At 43.5% G+C, this 22406-nt stretch carries 17 protein-coding genes; 13 read left to right on the top strand and 4 right to left on the bottom strand.

Annotation, left to right across the window (positions count from 1 at the left end):
- Positions 1-5: 5 nt before the first annotated feature.
- From M1F97_RS05475 to M1F97_RS05535, 13 genes are all read left to right on the top strand, one after another.
- Positions 6-770: an amino acid ABC transporter ATP-binding protein gene (locus M1F97_RS05475; RefSeq protein WP_247944451.1), complete on the top strand. Its 765-nt coding sequence runs from the start codon at positions 6-8 to the stop codon at positions 768-770.
- 419 nt (positions 771-1189) lie between these two features.
- Complete coding sequence (locus M1F97_RS05480; RefSeq protein ID WP_247944452.1) at positions 1190-1948, top strand: isoprenyl transferase; 759 nt, start codon at positions 1190-1192, stop codon at positions 1946-1948.
- An 8-nt stretch (positions 1949-1956) separates the two neighbouring features.
- Positions 1957-2760 carry a phosphatidate cytidylyltransferase gene (locus M1F97_RS05485; RefSeq protein ID WP_247944453.1) on the top strand — a complete coding sequence of 268 codons (804 nt, stop codon included), beginning with the start codon at positions 1957-1959 and terminating at the stop codon, positions 2758-2760.
- A gap of 15 nt (positions 2761-2775) precedes the next feature.
- Entirely contained in the window at positions 2776-4032 is a 1257-nt protein-coding gene (gene rseP, locus M1F97_RS05490) for an RIP metalloprotease RseP (RefSeq protein ID WP_247944454.1), read from the top strand.
- Between the two features lie 16 nt (positions 4033-4048).
- Entirely contained in the window at positions 4049-5902 is a 1854-nt protein-coding gene (locus M1F97_RS05495) for a proline--tRNA ligase (protein ID WP_247944455.1), read from the top strand.
- 107 nt (positions 5903-6009) lie between these two features.
- On the top strand, positions 6010-7389 hold the full coding sequence (locus M1F97_RS05500) for a glycoside hydrolase family 1 protein (RefSeq protein ID WP_247944456.1): 1380 nt from the start codon (positions 6010-6012) through the stop codon (positions 7387-7389).
- Positions 7390-7576: 187 nt separating this feature from the next.
- Positions 7577-11968: a PolC-type DNA polymerase III gene (locus M1F97_RS05505; RefSeq protein ID WP_247944457.1), complete on the top strand. Its 4392-nt coding sequence runs from the start codon at positions 7577-7579 to the stop codon at positions 11966-11968.
- A gap of 19 nt (positions 11969-11987) precedes the next feature.
- On the top strand, positions 11988-12140 hold the full coding sequence (locus tag M1F97_RS05510) for a hypothetical protein (RefSeq protein ID WP_049477769.1): 153 nt from the start codon (positions 11988-11990) through the stop codon (positions 12138-12140).
- 21 nt (positions 12141-12161) lie between these two features.
- Positions 12162-13403 (top strand): aminopeptidase, encoded by a 1242-nt coding sequence (locus M1F97_RS05515; protein ID WP_084948383.1) that lies wholly within the window; start codon positions 12162-12164, stop codon positions 13401-13403.
- A 9-nt stretch (positions 13404-13412) separates the two neighbouring features.
- Positions 13413-13643 (top strand): GlsB/YeaQ/YmgE family stress response membrane protein, encoded by a 231-nt coding sequence (locus tag M1F97_RS05520; RefSeq protein WP_247944458.1) that lies wholly within the window; start codon positions 13413-13415, stop codon positions 13641-13643.
- Positions 13644-13715: 72 nt separating this feature from the next.
- Positions 13716-14438: a pseudouridine synthase gene (locus M1F97_RS05525; protein ID WP_247944459.1), complete on the top strand. Its 723-nt coding sequence runs from the start codon at positions 13716-13718 to the stop codon at positions 14436-14438.
- A 110-nt stretch (positions 14439-14548) separates the two neighbouring features.
- The gene (gene pepC, locus M1F97_RS05530; protein ID WP_247944460.1) at positions 14549-15883 is read left to right on the top strand and encodes a C1 family peptidase; all 1335 of its coding nucleotides are present in this window, start codon (positions 14549-14551) and stop codon (positions 15881-15883) included.
- 164 nt (positions 15884-16047) lie between these two features.
- Positions 16048-18276 carry an HAD-IC family P-type ATPase gene (locus tag M1F97_RS05535; protein WP_247944461.1) on the top strand — a complete coding sequence of 743 codons (2229 nt, stop codon included), beginning with the start codon at positions 16048-16050 and terminating at the stop codon, positions 18274-18276.
- Positions 18277-18339: 63 nt separating this feature from the next.
- Here the strand turns inward: M1F97_RS05535 and M1F97_RS05540 are convergent, their stop codons facing one another.
- The 4 genes from M1F97_RS05540 to M1F97_RS05555 form a co-directional block, all read right to left on the bottom strand.
- A complete protein-coding gene (locus M1F97_RS05540; RefSeq protein WP_000818317.1) occupies positions 18340-19251 on the bottom strand; it encodes a PTS system mannose/fructose/sorbose family transporter subunit IID in 912 nt (303 codons plus the stop codon).
- Positions 19252-19265: 14 nt separating this feature from the next.
- Positions 19266-20078, bottom strand: a complete 813-nt coding sequence (locus M1F97_RS05545; protein ID WP_084948395.1) for a PTS mannose/fructose/sorbose transporter subunit IIC — start codon at positions 20076-20078, stop codon at positions 19266-19268.
- Positions 20079-20153: 75 nt separating this feature from the next.
- The gene (locus M1F97_RS05550) at positions 20154-21143 is read right to left on the bottom strand and encodes a PTS sugar transporter subunit IIB (protein WP_247944568.1); all 990 of its coding nucleotides are present in this window, start codon (positions 21141-21143) and stop codon (positions 20154-20156) included.
- Between the two features lie 276 nt (positions 21144-21419).
- A complete protein-coding gene (locus tag M1F97_RS05555; RefSeq protein WP_084948398.1) occupies positions 21420-22232 on the bottom strand; it encodes a Cof-type HAD-IIB family hydrolase in 813 nt (270 codons plus the stop codon).
- Between the last annotated feature and the right edge of the window lie 174 nt (positions 22233-22406).

Below are 22406 nucleotides of genomic sequence, written 5' to 3' on the forward strand. Positions count from 1 at the left end.
ACAGGATGTTACAAGTAGAACATATCGCAAAAACATTTGGTGAGAGGCAGGTACTGGAGGATGTCAATCTCCAGATCAATCAAGGGGATGTAGTCGTTATCTTAGGACCATCAGGTTCGGGGAAAACGACCTTTCTCCGTTGTCTCAACCACTTAGAAAAAGCTGACAGTGGCCGTTTGATCTTGGCAGGAAAGACCTATGACTTAGCCAAATTAAGCAAGAAAGACATTCTAGAAATTCGCCAAAAAACAGCCTTTGTTTTCCAACACTACAATCTCTTTGCAAACAAAACTGCTCTGGAAAATATTCTAGAAGGCCTAATCGTGGCTCGTAAAGTTCCCAAGGAAGAAGCACTCAAACGTGCAGAATCTGCCTTGGAAAAAGTTGGTTTACTGGCCTATAAAGACTACTACCCTTCCCAGCTATCTGGGGGGCAACAACAACGAATAGGGATTGCGCGTGCTATTGCCGTAAAGCCCGAGGTGATTTTGCTAGATGAACCAACATCTGCACTAGACCCTGAGTTGGTTGGAGATGTTTTGGATGTTCTGAAACAGTTGGCGGGAGAAGGTGTGACCATGGTGGTCGTCACACATGAGATGGGATTTGCTAGAGATGTCGCCAACCACGTTATTTTCATGGATGGAGGCCGTATCGTAGAGGAGAATAATCCACACGATTTCTTTAGTCGTCCACAAGAAGAACGTACCAAGCAGTTTCTAGCTCGTATCTTATCAGATGCCACCTATAGTGTAGAATATATGATTTGATAGATAAGTGTATTATGAAAGTAACTTATGAGGCAAAGTTTCAATCTATAAACTATGGAAAAAGGTGTCAGCTTGAAATGACTTTCAGAAAAAGCTAGGTTTTAGACTTAGATTGGCTATTTGAGATGATTTGAGGTACTTTTCGTACACTCAAGTGGGTAATCTTATTTTAGATTTTTCATTTCTCAAAAAAACTTAAGAAAAATTTAAGCTAGGAGGTGTATACTAAGCTCATAAGTTAAGAGAAACTTAACTTAAACTCCTAAAACTTTTTCATAATAATCTCCCTATAAAATAAAGTCGCCTAATCAGGCGGCTTATTTTTGTCTATCTGTAAGCAGGGGCAGTAACTTAGCAATAGAAGAATAGAGGGAAATATGGTATAATGAAACGATAGATTTTTGAATAGGAATAAGATCATGTTTGGATTTTTTAAGAAAGATAAAGCTGTAGAAGTTGAGGTTCCAACACAGGTTCCTGCTCACATTGGCATCATCATGGATGGGAATGGCCGCTGGGCTAAAAAACGGATGCAACCACGGGTTTTTGGTCATAAGGCAGGGATGGAAGCCCTCCAAAAGGTGACCAAGGCAGCTAACAAGATGGGAGTCAAGGTCATCACGGTTTATGCCTTTTCAACGGAAAACTGGACGCGCCCAGATCAAGAAGTTAAGTTTATCATGAACTTACCAGTCGAGTTTTATGACAACTACGTCCCGGAATTACATGCAAATAACGTTAAGATTCAGATGATTGGGGAGACAGATCGCCTACCTAAGCCGACTTTTGAAGCTTTGAAAAAAGCAGAGGAATTGACCAAGAACAATACAGGCTTGATTCTCAATTTTGCGCTTAACTATGGTGGTCGTGCTGAAATTACGCAGGCTTTTAAGAGCTTGGCTCAGGAAGTTCTAGATGCCAAAATCAATCCTGGTGATATTACAGAAGATGTGATAGGGGATTATCTTTTCACACAACGCCTGCCAAAGGATTTGCGAGATCCTGATTTGATTATCCGTACGAGTGGTGAGTTGCGTTTGAGTAATTTCTTGCCATGGCAAGCAGCCTATAGCGAGCTTTACTTTACGGACACCTTGTGGCCTGATTTTGATGAAGCATCCTTGAAGGAGGCTATTACGGCCTATAATCGTCGCAATCGCCGTTTTGGAGGAGTTTAGGAGAAGATATGACCCAAGATTTACAAAAGAGAACATTGTTTGCGGTATTGGCCCTGGCTATTTTCCTTCCAGTCTTATTTGTGGGAGGACTCTTGTTGCAGATAGGGATTGGTTTGTTAGCCATGCTGGCTGTCCATGAACTCTTGCAGATGAAGGGGCTAAAGACCATGACCATCGAGGGCGCCTTGACCCTCTTTGCGACATTTGCCCTCACAATCCCCTTAGAAAATTATCTAACTTTTTTGCCAGTTGATGGGAATGTGGTTGCTTACAGCGTTTTAATTACGATCATGCTAGGGACGACCGTTTTCAGTAAAAACTATACGATTGAAGATGCTGCCTTTCCAATTGCTGTGAGCTTTTATGTTGGTTTTGGTTTTAATGCCTTACTAGATGCTCGGGTGGCAGGTTTTGACAAGGTGCTTCTGGCCCTCTTTATCGTTTGGGCGACAGATAGTGCGGCTTACCTGATAGGGATGAATTTTGGCAAGCATAAGTTGGCACCAAGAGTTTCTCCCAATAAGAGCATTGAGGGCTTTATCGGGGGCATTCTAGGTGCAGTACTGATAACAGCAATCTTTATGCTAGTAGATAGCACAGTTGCGCTCCCGTATGGGATTTATAGAATGAGCCTCTTTGCCGTCTTCTTCAGTGTGGCAGGTCAGTTTGGTGATTTGATTGAGAGTGCTATGAAACGCCATTTCGGTGTCAAGGATTCAGGGAAATTTATCCCGGGACATGGTGGTGTGTTGGATCGTTTTGATAGTATGCTAGTTGTCTTTCCTATCATGCACTTGTTTGGCCTCTTCTAAAGAAAGGAATATTGAATGATTGGATTGCTAACCTTTATCCTGGTTTTTGGGATTATCGTGGTGGTGCATGAGTTTGGACATTTTTATTTTGCCAAGAAATCAGGCATTTTAGTTCGTGAATTTGCTATTGGTATGGGCCCCAAGATTTTTGCCCATATTGGTAAGGATGGCACTGCTTATACCATTCGGATCCTTCCTTTAGGAGGGTATGTTCGTATGGCTGGTTGGGGGGATGATGCGACGGAAATCAAGACAGGAACCCCAGTCAGTTTAACACTTGCAGAGGATGGTAAGGTCAAACGGATCAATCTATCTGGGAAGAAACTGGATCAAACAGCTCTCCCTATGCAGGTAACCCAGTTTGATTTCGAAGATAAGCTCTTCATTAAAGGCTTGGTCTTGGAAGAAGAAAAGACCTTTGCTGTGGATCATGATGCAACGGTTGTTGAGGCAGATGGTACCGAAGTACGCATCGCTCCTCTGGATGTACAGTATCAAAATGCTTCTATCTGGGGCAAGCTCATCACCAACTTTGCAGGTCCTATGAACAACTTTATCTTAGGTGTTGTTGTTTTTTGGATCTTGATCTTTTTGCAGGGTGGTGTTGGAGACACTCAGACCAATCTCTTTCATGTCATGCCAGAGGGAGCTTTGGCTAAGGTGGGTGTAGCTGAAACCGCCCAAATCACCAAGGTCGGCTCTCACGAAGTTAAGAATTGGCAAGACTTGATTCAGGCTGTAGAAGCAGATACCAAGGACAAGACCGCCCCGACCTTAGATGTGACCATTTCTGAAAATGGTAGCGAAAAACAAGTCACTGTAACGCCAGAAGAAAATCAAGGACGTTACCTTCTAGGTGTTCAACCGGGAGTCAAGTCAGACCTCCTATCCATGTTTGTTGGTGGATTTACAACTGCTGCTGACTCAGGGCTCCGTATCCTTTCGGCTCTGAAAAACTTGATTTTCCATCCAGATTTGAACAAACTCGGTGGTCCCGTTGCCATTTTTAAGGCAAGTAGCGATGCTGCTAAAAATGGTCTTGAGAATGTCCTCTACTTCCTAGCTATGATTTCCATTAATATCGGGATTTTTAACTTGATTCCTATCCCGGCTTTGGATGGTGGAAAGATTGTGCTCAATATCCTAGAGGCTATCCGCCGGAAACCCCTTAAACAAGAAATTGAAACCTATGTCACCATGGCTGGTGTAGTCATCATGGTTGTCTTGATGCTAGCTGTGACCTGGAATGACATTATGCGACTCTTCTTTTAGATAATCGAGGAATATTATGAAACAAAGTAAAATGCTAATCCCAACGCTTCGCGAAATGCCAAGCGATGCTCAAGTTATCAGTCATGCCCTTATGTTGCGTGCTGGTTATGTTCGTCAAGTTTCTGCAGGTGTTTATTCTTACCTACCACTTGCTAACCGTGTGATTGAAAAGGCTAAGAATATCATGCGCCAAGAGTTTGATAAGATTGGTGCGGTGGAGATGTTGGCTCCTGCCCTTCTCAGTGCTGATCTTTGGCGTGAATCAGGCCGTTATGAAACCTATGGTGAAGACCTTTATAAACTGAAAAATCGTGAAAAGTCAGACTTTATCCTAGGTCCGACACACGAAGAAACTTTTACAGCTATTGTTCGTGACTCTGTCAAGTCCTACAAGCAATTGCCACTCAACCTTTACCAAATCCAACCGAAATACCGTGATGAAAAACGTCCACGTAACGGACTTCTCCGTACGCGTGAATTTATCATGAAAGACGGCTATAGTTTCCATGCTAATTACGATAGTTTGGATGTGACTTATGACGAGTACAAGGCGGCCTATGAACGTATTTTCACTCGTAGTGGCTTGGACTTCAAGGCCATCATCGGTGATGGTGGCGCCATGGGTGGTAAGGATAGCCAAGAATTTATGGCCATTACACCAGCCCGTACAGACCTCGATCGCTGGGTTGTCTTAGACAAGTCAGTTGCCTCATTTGATGAAATTCCTGCAGAAGTGCAAGAAGAAATCAAGGCAGAATTGCTCAAATGGATGGTTTCTGGTGAAGACACCATTGCCTACTCAAGTGAGTCTAGCTATGCAGCTAACTTAGAAATGGCAACAAACGAGTACAAACCAAGCAATCGTGTTGTCGCTGAAGAAGAAGTGACTCGCGTCGAAACTCCAGGTGTTAAATCCATCGATGAAGTGGCAGCCTTCCTTAACGTGTCAGAAGAGCAAACGATTAAAACCCTCTTTTATATGGCAGATGGGGAGCTTGTTGCAGCTCTTCTAGTTGGAAATGACCAACTCAATGAAGTCAAGTTGAAAAACCACTTGGGAGCAGATTTCTTTGATGTGGCTAGCGAAGAAGAAGTAGCAAATGTTATTCCAGCTGGCTTTGGTTCGCTTGGTCCAGTTGGTTTGCCAGAAAATGTGAAAATCATTGCAGACCGTAAGGTACAAGATGTTCGCAATGCTGTTGTGGGGGCTAACGAAGATGGCTACCACTTGACGGGTGTGAACCCAGGTCGTGACTTTACTGCAGAATACGTAGATATTCGCGAAGTTCGTGAGGGTGAAATTTCCCCAGACGGACAAGGTGTTCTTAACTTCGCGCGTGGTATCGAGATCGGTCATATTTTCAAACTCGGAACTCGTTATTCAGCAAGTATGGGCGCAGATGTTTTGGATGAAAATGGTCGTGCTGTGCCAATCATCATGGGTTGTTACGGTATCGGTGTTAGCCGTCTTCTCTCAGCTGTTATGGAGCAACACGCTCGCCTCTTTGTTAACAAAACGCCAAAAGGTGAATACCGTTACGCTTGGGGAGTTAACTTCCCTAAAGAATTGGCACCATTTGATGTGCACTTGATTACTGTCAATGTCAAAGACGAAGAAGCGCAAGCCTTGACAGAGAAACTTGAAGCAAGCTTGATGGGAGCTGGTTACGAAGTCTTGACAGACGACCGTAACGAACGTGTCGGTGTTAAATTCAGCGATAGCGACTTGATTGGGTTGCCAATCCGTATTACTGTTGGGAAAAAAGCAGCCGATGGCATCGTAGAAGTTAAGATTAAGGCGACTGGTGACACCATCGAAGTTCATGCAGACAACTTGCTCGAAACCCTTGAAATCCTAAGCAAGAAATAAAAACTATAATCAGAAGAAAAACAAGGCAAAAATGTAACTAGTTTTTACCTTGTTTTTTCTATATAATGGGAGTGAATAAAGACATAATCAAGTTAAGAGGTATAACAATGCTAAAATTTCCAAAGGATTTTGTTTGGGGTTCCTCCACTTCTGGACCACAGACAGAAGGACGAGTGCTTGGTGATGGTAAAGGAGATAATCTCTGGGATTATTGGTATCAGGTGGAACCCAATCGCTACTACAATGGGCTTGGACCTGACAAAACATCGACCTTTTACGAAAACTGGGAAAAGGATATTGAGCTTTTGGTAGAGACTGGACATACAGCCTTCCGCACTTCTATCCAGTGGTCTCGACTTTTTCCGCAAGGCCGTGGAGTGGTCAATCCGCAAGGGGTGGTTTTCTACCGTCAGGTCTTTGAAGCCATTAAGGCCAAGGGGATTCGTCTCTTAGTCAATCTCTATCACTTTGACCTGCCTTTTGCCCTTCAAGAAGACGGAGATGGTTGGGAAAATAAGGCCACTATCAAGGCCTACGAAGACTATGCTCGTTTCTGTTTTGAGACCTATGGAGATTTGGTGGATCAATGGATTACTTTTAACGAGCCCATCGTCCCTGTAGAGTTCGGCTATTTCTATGATGCCCATTATCCTCATAAGGTAGATGCCCAAGCGGCTGTTAAGGTAGCCTATCATACACAACTGGCTAGTAGTCTTGCGGTGAAGGCTTGTCACGAGATTTTGCCTGGTTCTAAGATTGGGATTGTCCTTAATTTGACACCAGCCTACCCACGTAGTCAGCATCCCGCAGATGTCAAGGCTGCTCGCATTGCCGATCTCTTTCAAGCTCAATCTTTCCTAGATCCATCTGTCTTGGGGACTTATCCAGAGGAATTGGTGGAAATTTTGTCTGAGCATGATTTACTGCCAGATTCTACAGCTGAGGAGTTGGAGCTCATTCGCGAGAACACAGTTGATTTCCTCGGAGTCAACTACTACCAGCCTTTGCGTGTTATGGCCCCGCGTTTTGCTAAACATCCTGATAGCCCGCTCCTGCCTGAACATTTCTACGAACCTTACGTCATGCCAGGCCGTAAAATCAATCCCCATCGTGGTTGGGAAATCTACGAGCAAGGGATTTATGATATTGCCCAAAATATCAAAGAAAATTATGGTAATATCGAGTGGATGTTGACAGAGAATGGCATGGGTGTTGAAGGTGAAGATAAATTCCGTGAGAATGGCATGATTCAAGACGACTATCGTATCGACTTTGTTAAAGGGCATTTGTGTGAACTCCATCGTGCCATCGAAGATGGTGCTAACTGTAAAGGTTACTTAATCTGGACCTTTATTGACTGCTGGTCATGGCTCAATAGCTATAAAAACCGCTATGGTTTGGTTGAGCTTGACTTGGAAACGCAAGAACGCCGCCTGAAGAAATCAGGCCACTGGTTCAAAGAGCTCAGCGACAATAATGGATTTTAAGAATAAAAAGAGTGAGATGCCAAGTGAGATGTCATCTCACTTTTTAATATGTGACTACGGATCAGTATAGTTTTATCTACTATAAGTATGATAAAACCTTTCCATCTAAATCGCAAGGAAAATGGTACTAGCTATATATTTTCTTTAATTATGGTAAAATAGTAAGAGAATAATGTGAGGAAAATGAATGTCAAGTAAGTTTGAAATTTTAATGAATCAACTAGGAATCTCTGATCAACTGAAACAGGATCCTGCTCTCGTTGATGCAAGCATTGAGCGTGTCGTGGTTCATAAAATTAGTAAGGTATGGGAATTTCATTTTGTATTTTCTAAAATTTTACCTATCGAAATTTTTCTAGAGTTAAAGAAGGGGTTGAGTGATGAATTTTCTAAGACAGGCAATCAAGCTGTTTTTGAAATCAAGGCTCTTTCTCAAGAATTTTCTAATGAACTCTTGCAGGCCTACTATAAGGAGGCTTTTTCTGAAGGTCCGTGTGCTAGCCAAGGATTTAAGTCTCTTTATCAGAATCTGCAAGTTCGTGCGGAGGGAAATCAACTCTTTATTGAAGGTTCAGAGGCGATTGATAAGGAACACTTTAAGAAGAATCATCTTCCTAATCTAGCAAAGCAACTTGAAAAGTTTGGTTTCCCAGCCTTTGTATGCCAAATAGAAAAGAATGATGCCCTTACACAAGAGCAGGAGGAAGCCTTCTATACGGAGAATGAACAAATTGTACAGGCTGCCAATGAAGAGGCTTTGCGTGCTATGGAACAACTGGAACAAATGGCTCCTCCTCCAGTAGAAGAGAAACCAGCCTTCGATTTTCAGGCTAAAAAAGCTGCGGCTAAGCCAAAACTAGATAAGGCAGAAGTTACCCAGATGATCGACGTGACAACTGAGGAAAATCGTCTAGTCTTTGAAGGGGTCGTTTTTGATGTGGAACATAAAGTGACCAGAACTGGTCGCGTTTTGATCAATTTTAAAATGACGGACTACACTTCAAGTTTTTCAATGCAAAAATGGGTTAAGAATGAAGAAGAAGCTCAGAAGTTTGACATCATTAAGAAGAATTCTTGGCTCCGTGTTCGTGGAAATGTGGAGATGAATAACTTTACACGCGATTTGACCATGAACGTGCAGGATGTGCAGGAAGTTGTTCACTATGAGCGGAAGGATTTGATGCCAGAAGGTGAGCGTCGGGTCGAGTTTCATGCTCATACTAACATGTCGACCATGGATGCTCTTCCTGAGGTAGAAAAAATCGTTGAGACAGCTGCTAAGTGGGGACACAAGGCGGTTGCCATCACGGACCACGGGAATGTCCAGTCCTTCCCACACGGCTATAAGGCAGCTAAGAAAGCTGGAATTCAGCTAATCTATGGAATGGAAGCCAATATTGTAGAGGACCGCGTTCCTATCGTTTATAACGAAGTGGAGATGGACTTGTCAGAAGCGACCTATGTGGTTTTTGACGTGGAAACGACGGGACTTTCAGCCATCTATAATGACTTGATTCAGGTTGCGGCCTCTAAGATGTACAAAGGGAATGTTATTGCTGAATTTGATGAATTTATCAACCCAGGTCACCCTTTATCAGCCTTTACTACAGAGTTGACTGGTATTACAGATGATCATGTCAAAAATGCCAAACCACTGGAACAAGTTTTGCAAGAATTCCAAGAATTCTGTAAGGATACCGTCCTAGTTGCCCACAATGCAACCTTTGACGTTGGCTTTATGAATGCCAACTATGAGCGTCATGGTCTGCCTAAGATTAGCCAGCCAGTCATCGATACGCTCGAGTTTGCTAGAAACCTTTATCCTGAGTATAAACGTCATGGTTTGGGACCTTTGACCAAGCGTTTTGGTGTAGCTCTGGAACACCACCACATGGCCAACTACGATGCGGAAGCGACTGGTCGTTTGCTCTTCATCTTTATCAAAGAGGTGGCGGAAAAACATGGTGTGACCGATCTAGCTAGACTAAACATTGATTTGATTAGTCCAGATTCTTATAAAAAAGCTCGGATTAAGCATGCGACTATCTATGTCAAGAATCAGATAGGTTTAAAAAATATTTTTAAACTGGTTTCTTTGTCCAATACCAAGTATTTTGAAGGGGTGCCACGGATTCCGAGAACGGTTCTAGATGCCCATCGGGAAGGTTTGATTTTGGGATCGGCTTGCTCCGAGGGTGAAGTTTTTGACGCAGTTGTTTCCCAAGGTGTGGATGCGGCGGTTGAGGTGGCCAAGTATTATGACTTTATCGAGGTCATGCCACCGGCTATCTATGCTCCCTTGATTGCTAAAGAGCAGGTCAAGGATATGGAGGAACTTCAGACCATTATCAAGAGTTTGATAGAGGTCGGGGACCGTCTTGGTAAGCCTGTACTGGCTACGGGAAATGTTCACTATATCGAACCGGAAGAAGAGATTTACCGTGAAATTATCGTCCGTAGTTTGGGACAAGGGGCTATGATTAACCGAACCATCGGTCATGGCGAACATGCCCAACCAGCTCCTCTGCCCAAGGCTCATTTTCGAACAACTAATGAGATGTTGGATGAATTTGCCTTCTTGGGCGAAGATTTAGCTCGTAAACTAGTTATTGAGAACACCAATGCCTTGGCAGAAATATTTGAGCCTGTTGAGGTCGTTAAGGGTGACTTGTACACACCTTTCATCGACAAGGCTGAAGAAACGGTCGCTGAGCTGACCTACAAGAAAGCTTTTGAGATTTATGGAAATCCGTTGCCAGACATCGTTGATTTGCGGATTGAAAAAGAATTGACTTCTATTCTGGGGAATGGATTTGCCGTGATTTATCTGGCATCGCAGATGCTGGTGCAACGTTCCAATGAACGGGGTTACTTGGTTGGTTCTCGTGGATCTGTTGGCTCCAGTTTTGTTGCGACCATGATTGGGATTACGGAGGTTAATCCTCTCTCTCCTCATTATGTCTGTGGTCAGTGTCAGTACAGTGAGTTTATCACCGATGGCTCTTACGGTTCAGGTTTTGATATGCCCAATAAGGATTGTCCAAACTGTGGTCACAAACTCAGCAAAAATGGGCAGGATATTCCGTTTGAAACCTTCCTTGGTTTTGATGGAGATAAGGTTCCCGATATTGACTTGAACTTCTCAGGAGAAGACCAGCCTAGCGCCCACTTGGATGTACGTGATATCTTTGGTGAGGAATATGCCTTCCGTGCAGGAACGGTTGGTACGGTGGCTGCCAAGACTGCCTATGGATTTGTAAAGGGCTACGAGAGAGACTACGGGAAGTTTTATCGTGATGCAGAGGTGGAACGCCTTGCTCAAGGTGCTGCTGGTGTCAAGCGGACAACGGGACAACACCCAGGGGGAATCGTTGTTATTCCTAACTACATGGATGTCTACGACTTTACTCCTGTCCAGTATCCAGCGGATGACGTGACGGCTGAATGGCAGACGACTCACTTTAACTTCCACGATATCGATGAGAACGTTCTCAAACTTGATGTGCTGGGGCATGATGATCCGACCATGATTCGGAAACTGCAGGATTTGTCTGGGATTGACCCTAATGAAATCCCTATGGATGATGAAGGCGTGATGGCCCTCTTTTCTGGGACGGATGTACTTGGGGTGACGCCGGAGCAAATCGGAACGCCGACGGGCATGCTGGGAATCCCAGAGTTTGGAACAAACTTTGTACGTGGGATGGTAGACGAAACGCATCCGACGACTTTTGCGGAATTGCTTCAGCTCTCAGGTCTGTCCCACGGTACTGATGTGTGGTTGGGAAATGCCCAGGATTTGATCAAGCAAGGAATTGCGGACCTATCAACCGTTATCGGTTGTCGGGACGACATCATGGTTTACCTCATGCATGCGGGTCTCGAGCCTAAGATGGCCTTTACCATCATGGAACGGGTACGTAAGGGATTGTGGTTGAAGATTTCCGAGGAAGAGCGAAATGGCTACATTGAAGCCATGAAAGCCAATAAGGTACCAGAGTGGTATATCGAGTCCTGTGGGAAAATCAAGTACATGTTCCCTAAGGCCCATGCGGCAGCCTACGTTATGATGGCCTTGCGTGTGGCCTACTTCAAGGTTCACCATCCGATTTATTATTACTGTGCTTATTTCTCTATCCGTGCCAAGGCCTTTGATATCAAGACTATGGGAGCGGGCTTAGATGCTATTAAGCGAAGAATGGAAGAAATCGCTGAAAAACGGAAGAACAATGAAGCTTCTAATGTGGAAATTGATCTTTATACAACTCTTGAGATTGTCAATGAGATGTGGGAACGAGGTTTCAAGTTTGGCAAACTCGATCTCTACCGTAGTCAGGCGACAGAGTTCCTCATCGATGGGGATACCCTCATTCCGCCATTTGTAGCAATGGATGGTCTGGGAGAGAACGTTGCCAAGCAGTTGGTACGAGCGCGTGAAGAGGGAGAATTCCTTTCCAAAACAGAACTACGCAAACGTGGTGGCCTCTCATCAACCTTGGTTGAAAAGATGGATGAAATGGGGATTCTGGGCAATATGCCAGAGGATAACCAGTTGAGTTTGTTTGATGAATTTTTCTAAAATATAGGAAGAGGTTTTTATGAAACTTACCATTTCCGCTCAGGATAAGCCAGCGCAAAAGGTGTTTGATTATCAGCTGGATCTTGACCCTGATACGATTTTGAGAATGACCGCTTTGATTTGCGGTACGGTGGCAACGGTTAGCTTGTTGTCCTTATTTAAAGAGAAATAATAAAAGAAAAGGAAGAATAGAATGGTTTTACCAAATTTTAAAGAAAATCTAGAAAAATATGCGAAATTATTGGTTGCGAACGGAATTAACGTGCAACCTGGTCACACCTTGGCTCTCTCTATCGATGTGGAGCAGCGTGAGTTGGCGCATTTGATTGTGAAAGAAGCTTATGCCTTGGGTGCGCATGAGGTTATCGTTCAGTGGACAGATGATGTGATTAACCGTGAGAAATTCCTCCACGCGCCGATGGAGCGTCTAGACAATGTGCCAGAATACAAGATTGCTGAGATGAACTATCTCTTGGAGAACAAGGCTAGCCGTCTTGGGGTTCGTTCTTCTGATCCAGGTGCCTTGAACGGAGTGGATGCGGACAAGCTTTCAGCTTCTGCTAAAGCGATGGGACTTGCCATGAAGCCAATGCGTATCGCAACTCAATCCAACAAGGTTAGCTGGACTGTAGCAGCTGCAGCAGGGCTTGAGTGGGCTAAGAAGGTCTTTCCAAATGCTGCGAGCGATGAAGAAGCAGTGGACCTCCTTTGGGATCAAATCTTCAAAACTTGCCGTGTCTACGAAGAAGATCCAGTTAAGGCTTGGGAAGAACATGCAGCAATCCTTAAGAGCAAGGCGGAAATGCTTAATAAAGAACAATTTTCAGCTCTTCACTACACAGCTCCAGGGACAGATTTGACACTTGGCTTGCCGAAGAATCACGTTTGGGAATCAGCTGGAGCAGTCAATGCACAGGGAGAAGGATTCTTGCCAAATATGCCAACAGAAGAAGTCTTTACGGCTCCTGACTTCCGTCGTGCAGAGGGCTATGTAACCTCTACAAAACCACTTAGCTACAACGGAAATATCATCGAAGGCATTAAAGTAACTTTCAAGGATGGTCAAATCGTAGATATCACTGCTGAGAAGGGTGATCAGGTCATGAAAGACCTTGTTTTTGAAAATGCTGGCGCGCGTTCCTTGGGTGAATGTGCCTTGGTACCAGATCCAAGTCCAATTTCTCAGTCAGGTATTACCTTCTTTAATACCCTTTTCGATGAAAATGCGTCAAACCACTTGGCTATCGGTGCTGCCTATGCGACTAGCGTTGTTGGTGGTGCAGAGATGAGCGAAGAAGAGCTTGACGCTGCAGGACTGAACCGTTCAGATGTTCACGTGGACTTTATGATTGGTTCGAATCAAATGGATATCGATGGTATCCGTGAGGATGGAACACGCGTACCCCTCTTCCGTAATGGAGACTGGGCAATTTAAGGAGAAGCTATGCTTGGAAGTATGTTTGTTGGTCTCCTAGTGGGACTCTTGGCAGGTGCTTTAACCAATCGCGGAGAAAGCATGGGATGCTTTGGGAAAATGTTTCTCGGCTGGATTGGTGCTTCTTTGGGTCACTTGCTCTTTGGAACTTGGGGACCAATCCTAAACGGTACAGCCATTATCCCAGCAGTTCTCGGTGCCATGATTGTCTTAGCTATCTTCTGGGACAGAGGAAGTTAGCTTTCCGACTCTGAAAAGAAAAGGAGGTTGGTCATTGAGCCATCCTCCTTTTGAGTATGATATAATAGTTCTATGAGATTAGATAAATTTTTAGTTGCCTGCGCTGTGGGGAGCCGGACGGAGGTCAAAAACCTTTTGAAGGCTGGGCGCGTGACGGTAAATGGTAAAAAAGAAAAGTCAGCTAAATTGCAGATTAACGAAGAAAGAGATGAGATTCGCTTTGATGGCCAAGTGCTGGAGTATGAAGAGTTTGTCTACTACATGATGAACAAGCCCCAAGGAGTTATTTCTGCGACTGAGGATTCTAAACACAGAACAGTGTTGGACTTGTTGGATGATATTGCTCGGACCAAGGAAGTTTTCCCAGTAGGGCGCTTGGATATCGATACGCATGGCCTCCTGCTCTTGACCAATGATGGCCAGCTGGCTCATGCTCTTCTTTCACCAAAACGTCATGTGGATAAGACCTATCTGGCACAAGTCGAGGGCATCATGAGCCAAGAAGACGTGGAGACATTTGTCAAGGGCATTCCGCTCAAGGACTTTACCTGCCAGCCAGCTAAGCTGGAGATTGTGTCGGTAGAGTCAGTAAAGAATCAAAGTCTGGTTCGCGTGACCATTGCAGAAGGGAAGTTTCATCAAGTCAAACGAATGGTGGCCTACTGTGGCAAGGAAGTGGTGGACCTACAACGTTTGACGATGGGAACGTTAGCCTTGGACGAGAACTTAGAACGAGGAGAATGGCGTCGCTTGACCAAGGAGGAGTTAGAGGTTCTCCTTGCGAGTATTGCTTAATTTGATTTATTTTAGAAAAGGCGAGGAGAATGTCCTTGCCTTTTTAAGTTTTTCGGTTGCTTCATTTGTGAAAAGAGTTATAATAGACAGTAGAATAAAAGGAGGAATCTATGAACGCGATTCAAGAATCATTTACAGATAAACTTTTTGCCAACTATGAAGCAAATGTCAAATACCAAGCGATCGAAAATGCTGCCAGCCATAACGGAATTTTTGCAGCCCTAGAACGTCGCCAAAGCCATGTAGACAATACACCTGTTTTCTCATTGGATTTGACTAAGGACAAGGTTACTAACCAGAAAGCCTCTGGTCGTTGCTGGATGTTTGCAGCTCTCAACACCTTCCGCCACAAACTCATCTCTCAATACAAACTGGAAAACTTTGAGTTGTCACAAGCCCACACTTTCTTCTGGGACAAGTACGAGAAATCCAACTGGTTCTTGGAGCAAGTGATTGCGACTGCAGACCAAGACTTGACGAGCCGCAAGGTTAGCTTCCTACTCCAAACACCTCAACAAGATGGTGGTCAATGGGATATGGTCGTTGCCCTCTTTGTGAAATATGGTGTCGTTCCCAAGTCTGTTTATCCTGAGTCAGTTTCTTCTAGCAGCAGCCGTGAGCTTAATGCAATTCTTAACAAATTGCTCCGCCAAGATGCCCAAATCTTGCGTGACTTGCTTGCTTCTGGTGCAGACCAAGCGACTGTTCAAGCTAAGAAAGAAGACCTCTTGCAAGAAATCTTTAACTTCCTTGCCATGTCTTTGGGTCTTCCACCACGTAAATTTGACTTTGCTTATCGTGACAAGGATGATAACTACCAAAGTGAAAAGGGCATTACACCACAAGAATTTTACAAAAAATATGTTGACCTTCCTCTAGAAGACTACGTTTCGGTTATCAATGCTCCAACTGCTGACAAGCCTTACGGTAAATCTTACACAGTTGAGATGTTGGGGAATGTGGTTGGTAGCCGTGCAGTTCGCTACATCAACGTTCCAATGGAGCGCTTGAAAGAATTAGCGATTGCCCAAATGCAAACGGGTGAGACTGTTTGGTTTGGTTCAGATGTCGGTCAACTCAGCAACCGTAAAGCTGGAATCCTTGCGACAGATGTTTATGACTTTGAATCAAGCATGGACATTCAACTGACTCAAGACAAGGCTGGACGTTTGGACTACAGCGAAAGCTTGATGACCCACGCCATGGTCTTGACAGGTGTTGATTTGGATGAAAATGGCAAGCCAACCAAGTGGAAGGTTGAGAACTCTTGGGGAGACAAGGTCGGTACAGATGGGTACTTTGTTGCCTCAGATGCTTGGATGGACGAATACACCTACCAAATCGTTGTTCGCAAAGAATTGCTGACAGCAGAGGAACAAGCTGCTTATGAAGCAGAACCAATCGTGCTCGCACCTTGGGATCCAATGGGTGCCTTGGCAGAATAAAGCATAGAGAAAAGAGGTTAGGGGAATCCTAGCCTCCTTTTAAGTTCTTCTTAAAGTGGCGATAGATGATGCTTGCCAAGGGAGTTCTTCTTATTTTGAGTCTTTAAGTGACAGAGAAAAGGATATGTGTTACTATAGTAGTACAAAAGGATATCGGAGTAGAAATGAAGTATTTAAGCAGTCAAGACATCAAGGAACGTCAACGAAACATCAGCGACATTAAACCCTACAAAACAACCAAGGAAATTGTCGTTTCAAATATCTTTACCTTCTTTAATGCCATGAACTTGGCTCTGGCAGTTCTAGTAGCCACAACCTTGCGATTTGAAAATATGCTCTTTTTAGGTGTGATTGCTATCAATACAGCCATCGGTATTTTCCAAGAAGTGCGTTCAAAAAATGCTTTGGAAAAGCTGAGTTTGCTTGGTAAGAGTAAGTACAGGGTCAATCGAGATGGTCAAACGATCGAGATTGATCCAGAGGACATTGTTTTAGGAGAGTATCTACATCTCAATCTGGGAGATCAGGTGCCTGTCGATGCAGAAGTGCTGGAAGGGAATGTTGAGGTTGATGAGTCCTTGCTGACGGGTGAGAGTGATTCGGTCTTTAAAACAGTTGGTGACCAGCTGATGAGCGGAAGCAATGTCGTCAGTGGTACTTGTCTGGTCCTTGCTACAGCTGTGGGTCCCGATAGTTATATCAACAAACTTGCAAAATCCAGCAAGGAATTTAAAAAATACCCTTCTCAACTGCGCGATTACATGGATAAGATTTTAAAAATCGTTTCCATCTTGCTGGTGCCAGTTGCGATTCTCCTCTATATCAGAGGTTTTAGTCTAGGACGGACTTATGTTGAGATTGTTTTAGGAAGTTCAGGTGCCTTAGTCGGCATGATTCCAGAGGGATTGATTCTACTGGTTAGTGTTTCCTTAGCGGTAGCAGCCATGAAGCTGGCTAAAAAGAAGGTTCTGGTGCAGGAGCTATACTGTGTGGAAACCTTGGCGCGTGTAGATGTTCTTTGTTTTGATAAGACTGGAACCATCACGACTGGTAATATGAAGGTCCAAGAAATGGATGCTAATGTAGCAGAGAAACTGTCTTCTTATCTGGCTTATTTTGAGGATGAAAATGCGACGTCGCGGGCTCTGAAGACTTACTTAACCTGTGAGAAAAAGTGGGAAGTTCAAGAAGTTGGTGCCTTTTCAAGTAAAAACAAGTATTCCTTTGTCCAAGTAAAAGAGGGTGGAACCTATTTCTTCGGTGCTTATGAGTTTCTAGGCTTTACCCAAGCGATGGATGCCTACTATGAAGATCTAAAACAGCAAGGTTTTCGAATCTTGACACTCGCTCATAGCAAGGACCAGATCACGAGTCCAGCCAATATGGAACTACTAGGGCACGTCGTTCTGTCAGATGAGATCAAGGACAATACCAAGGACACCTTTGACTATTTCGAATCTCAAGGTGTTGAAGTGAAGATTATCAGTGGTGATAATCATGTGGCTGTATATGGGGTGGCTCGTAAGGCAGGATTTAAAGAATCAGCCCGTGCGATTGATATGACCAAGGTGAGTGATGAGGACTTTGAAAGAGTGGTCTTGGAACACGATATTTTTGGTCGGGTGACACCTGAACAGAAACAAAAGATGGTATCTATTTTGCAAAATGCTGGCAAGACTGTTGCCATGAGCGGTGATGGAGTTAATGATGTTCTAGCTCTCAAGAAAGCTGACATCAGCTTTGCTATGAAAGGTGCTACGAGCGCAGCCAAAAGTGTATCCAATATTGTTTTCCTGACAGATGACTTTGCAGTTTTTTATGATATTTTGATGGAAGGGCGCCGTGTCATCAATAACATCCAAAAGGTCGCCTCTCTCTTTCTAACAAAGACTTTCTTTTCCATCGTGTTTGCGATTTTGAGTGTGGTATTAGGTTTGGAGTTTGCCTTTATCCCCATTCAGTTTACAATCATTTCAGCCATTACGATTGGGATTCCATCCTTCTTTCTAACTTTTGAGTCCAATAAAGAAAAGGTCAGCACACATTTTATGCGAGATATTTTGATCAACGCAGCGATTGGTGGTGGCGTTCTAGTCGCTAGTGTTCTCCTGACTAACTTCTTTATCACTGTCCCAGGTCAGGTTAAATTTATTTGCTTCCTCCTTGCTTTGGTCAATGGTCTGTGTCTAGTTGCCAAGATCAGCATTCCCTTTAATCGATACAAACTAGCCTTGCTCACACTTTTGAGCCTTGCAGCCCTTGTTGGAGTGCTTGCCAATACCTTTATCCTGCGAGGAACTTTTGTACCTTTAGAAACCACTCAAGTTCTTTATGTTGCCATTCTAGCAGTAGTGATTGGAGCTTTTCATTATTTGACTAGGAGAAAAAAATGACATCAAAAATGAGTCTGGGACTTTTTCCCAGACTCATTTTATATAAATCTTTAATTGCTTGGATTACATGATACCGAAGAAACGAGCTGCGATACCTACTGCAAAGAGAGCAAGGATGATTGTGATTGGTGATACTTTTTTCTTAAGCAACCACATGCAGAGGAAAGTAAGGAGAAGTCCCATCAACCCTGGGATCAATGAGTTCAACTGACCTTGAAGGGTTTGTGGTTGAATCTTATCTAAGCTCAATCCACCAAGTGCTTGACCAAGGATACCTTTCAACTCAGCACCTGATACAGGTCCTTCTGGGAAGTTGATGTAAGCACCTTCTGCTAATTGTTTACCTGGAAGGTTCACAGTAAAGTTGATAGACACCCAACGTTGTACAAGAACGGCAAGGATGAACATACCAAGGATAGATGCTCCTTTAGTGATGTCTTTCAAGATACCACCAGACATGTCTTTAGTGATTTCAGATCCAGCTTTGTAACCGAACTCTTGTGTATACCATAGGAAGGCCATACGGATAGCATTCCATCCAAAGAAGAAGAGAAGGGGACCAACAATGTTACCAGATGCAGCAAGTGATGCACCAAGGGCTCCAAGGATAGGACGAACTGTAAACCAGAATACTGGGTCACCGATACCAGCAAGAGGTCCCATCATACCGATCTTAACCCCTTGGATAGCAGCATCATCGATTTCAACACCGTTAGCGCGCTCTTCTTCAAGTGCAAGAGTAACCCCCATGATTGGAGCAGCTACGTATGGGTGAGTGTTGAAGAACTCAAGGTGACGCTCAAGAGCAGCCGCTTGGTCTTCTTTTTTAGTGTACAATTTTTTGATAGCTGGGATCAAAGAGTAAGCCCAACCCAAGTTTTGCATACGTTCGTAGTTCCAAGAACCTTGAAGGAATTGTGAACGCCACCAAACTTTTTGACGATCTGATTTTGATAATTGAATTTTTTCAGCCATGATTGTTCCCCTTTCTAGTAGTCTTCTAGGATATCACCGATTGGGTCGTTAGAAGTCGCAGCTCCGCCGCCACCGTTTCCACCTTGTTTTGTAAGGTTAAGGTAGATGAAGGCAAGGGCAACACCGATGACACCAAGGGCAATCAAAGTCAATTGAGAGATGGCTGCAAGAGCGAAACCGATAGCGAAGAATGGCCATACTTCACGAGTCGCCATCATGTTGATAACCATAGCGTAACCAACGGCAACAACCATAGCACCACCGACAGCCATACCACCATTCAACCATTCTGGCATTAGGCCAAGAGCGTCTTTAACAGCAGAAGCTGGGATAGCGATAAGGAAGGCTGCAGGGATTGCAATACGAAGACCTTGAAGAACAAGCGCAAAGTAGTGAGCGCGTTCGACAGCTGCAATGTTTCCTTCTTTTGCAGCTGCGTCAGCAGAGTGAACCAAGGCAACTGAGATTGTACGAACAATCATTGTCAAGAAAAGTCCAGCTACGGCAAGAGGGATAGCTGTTGCAGTTGCAACGGCGATACCTTCAGTAGTAAAGTTACCACCTTTAATCAAGATGATCGCTGCGGCAACAGATGCAAGAGCAGCGTCAGGAGCTACGGCAGCTCCGATGTTTGCCCAACCAAGGGCGATCATTTGGAGAGATCCACCAAGCATAACACCTGCTTCGAGGTTACCAGTTGCAAGTCCGATAAGGGTACATGCGACGATTGGTTGGTGGAATTGGAATTGGTCGAGGATACCTTCAAGACCTGCAAGGAAGGCAACAACTACAACCAAGATAGCAGAAATGATTGAAATATCTGACATGGTTTTATTCCTTTTCTATTTAATTTTAATAAAGTATTTAATCCTGTTTTCAAAAATGATAGAAACAGATTAAAATTATTGAACGTTTGCTTTGTTAATCAAGTCAAACAAATCTTTTTTCGTGTCGTTTGGTACTTTACGTACATCAAATTCAACACCGAGGTCACGCATTTTTTCAAAGGTTGCAACATCGTCTTTGTCCATAGACAAAACGTTGTTAATCATTGTTTTACCTGTTGAGTGAGCCATAGAACCAACGTTAAGGGTTTTGATTGGCACGCCACCTTCGATTGCACGAAGTGCATCTTGCGGAGTTTCAAACAAGATAAGGGCATGAGTGTCACCGAAACGTGGGTCTTTTGCAACGTCGATCAATTTTTGAATTGGGACAACGTTGGCTTTTACTCCGTTAGGAGCTGCTTGTTTGATCAATTCTTTACGCAAGTCGTCGTTAGCAACGTTGTCTGAAGCAACGATGATACGGTTTGCTTTTGAATCTGGAGTCCAAGCAGTCGCAACCTGACCGTGAAGGAGACGAGTGTCAAGACGGGCAAGATTGATTTTCAGTTTACCGTCACCGATAACAGTTCCTTCTGGAATAGCAGCTTGGGCAGCAGGAGCAGCTGCAGCACTTGCAACTTCCTCAACTGGGTTAAGCTCTTCTGGAAGAGCCTTGATGCCATCTTTGGCTTCTTTAATGATATTCGCAGCGACTTTTTCCACACCTGCATTAGCGTCCATAAGGCGCTCAGTGTAGGCTTGGATCAACATCGGCAAGTTAAGTCCAGTGATGATGGCAAACTTACGCTCAGGATTTTCTCCCATCACGCGGCTAGCTTGGTTGAATGGAGATCCACTCCAAAGGTCAGCCAATACTAGAACCTCATCTTCTGCGTCAAATGCAGCAACAGCGTTATTGATCTTAGCGTATAGATCATCTGGACCTTCGTTTGGCATAAAGGTTACAACTTGAACCTTTTCTTGTTCACCAAAGATCATGGATCCGGACTGATGAATACCCGCAGCAAATTCGCCGTGGCTCGCAATAATGATTCCGATACTCATTATTGTCATTCCTCCTTTAAAATGTTTGACTATTTGTTTAAGAAAACTTTAAGCCTAACTTTAAGTATAAACCGTTTTCAAACAAAAATCAACCATTTCTTATAAATATGTATTGGTTTTCAATGAAAACTCGCTTACAAAATGTTAATATATAAACATTTTGTAGAAATGTTTAAAAAGATAAGGGAGTAATTTAATATAAAAAAATGAAAACAGGTCGATTAATTGAAAAATTGTGAAAATCAAAAAAGCTAGCACAAGCTAACTTTTTGAGTGTCATAGGAACAAATCTTGTAGGGTATGGGCAACACCATCTTCATCATTTGTCAGAGAGAGTTGCTCATCTGCATATGGTAGTAAATCGGGATTGGCATTTTTCATGGCATATCCCTTGCCTGCAAAAGCCAGCATTTCGGTGTCATTGTGTTCATCTCCAAAGGCAATCAAATCTTGTTTGTCACGGTTCATAACATTGAGCAAGTATTCTAAGGCAAAGGCTTTGTTGACCCCTTTTGGTGTACATTCGAGAATGTTGAGGGGCCCTCCCCAGGTATTGATTGCTAGTTGGTGTTGGTAAAAACGATTCATCTCATCTGCTAGCGCGTATTTATCATCGACTCTTGTTTGCAAGAGGATACAGTTAGGGTCCTTGGTCACCAATTCAGATTTGAATTGATTTTCTGGTTGGAAATTTTCTACACCAAATAGTTTGGGATTTGCAATTTCTTCATTAGGAGCCGTGATATAAAATTTCTTGCGGTATTCTCCTGCAATAAAGTCGGCTTGGATATCCTCTTTGCGTTTGACCATGTCTAAGAGGTATTTTTTGTCCAAGGTCAAGCACTTTTCATGCGTCCAAGCACGACCTGGCAGATGGGTAAGGGAACCATTGAAGTTGATCATAGGTGTGTGCAACTCTAGTTCCTGATAAAATTCTTTTGCCATACGGTAAGGGCGCCCAGTAGTGATGATGACATGGTGGCCTTTTTCAGCAATTCGTTTAATTGTGTTTCGAGTAAAATCTGAAATCTTACTCTCTGAGTTGAGCAGGGTTCCGTCCAAATCAACGGCGATAATTTTTTTAGTCATATAAACCTTCCTAGTACATTCCAGATAAGATGTCTACTATTATATCAAAAAGAAAGCAGAAAAACAGACTCAAAACAAAAATAGAAATTTCATTTTGTTAAATAAATCAAACAAACATATTGAAAAGGTGAATGATAAATGATATAATACTCTCATTGTTCGTAAAAAACAAAA

The organism is Streptococcus oralis (assembly GCF_023110435.1).
Taxonomy (GTDB): Bacteria; Bacillota; Bacilli; order Lactobacillales; family Streptococcaceae; genus Streptococcus; species Streptococcus oralis_CF.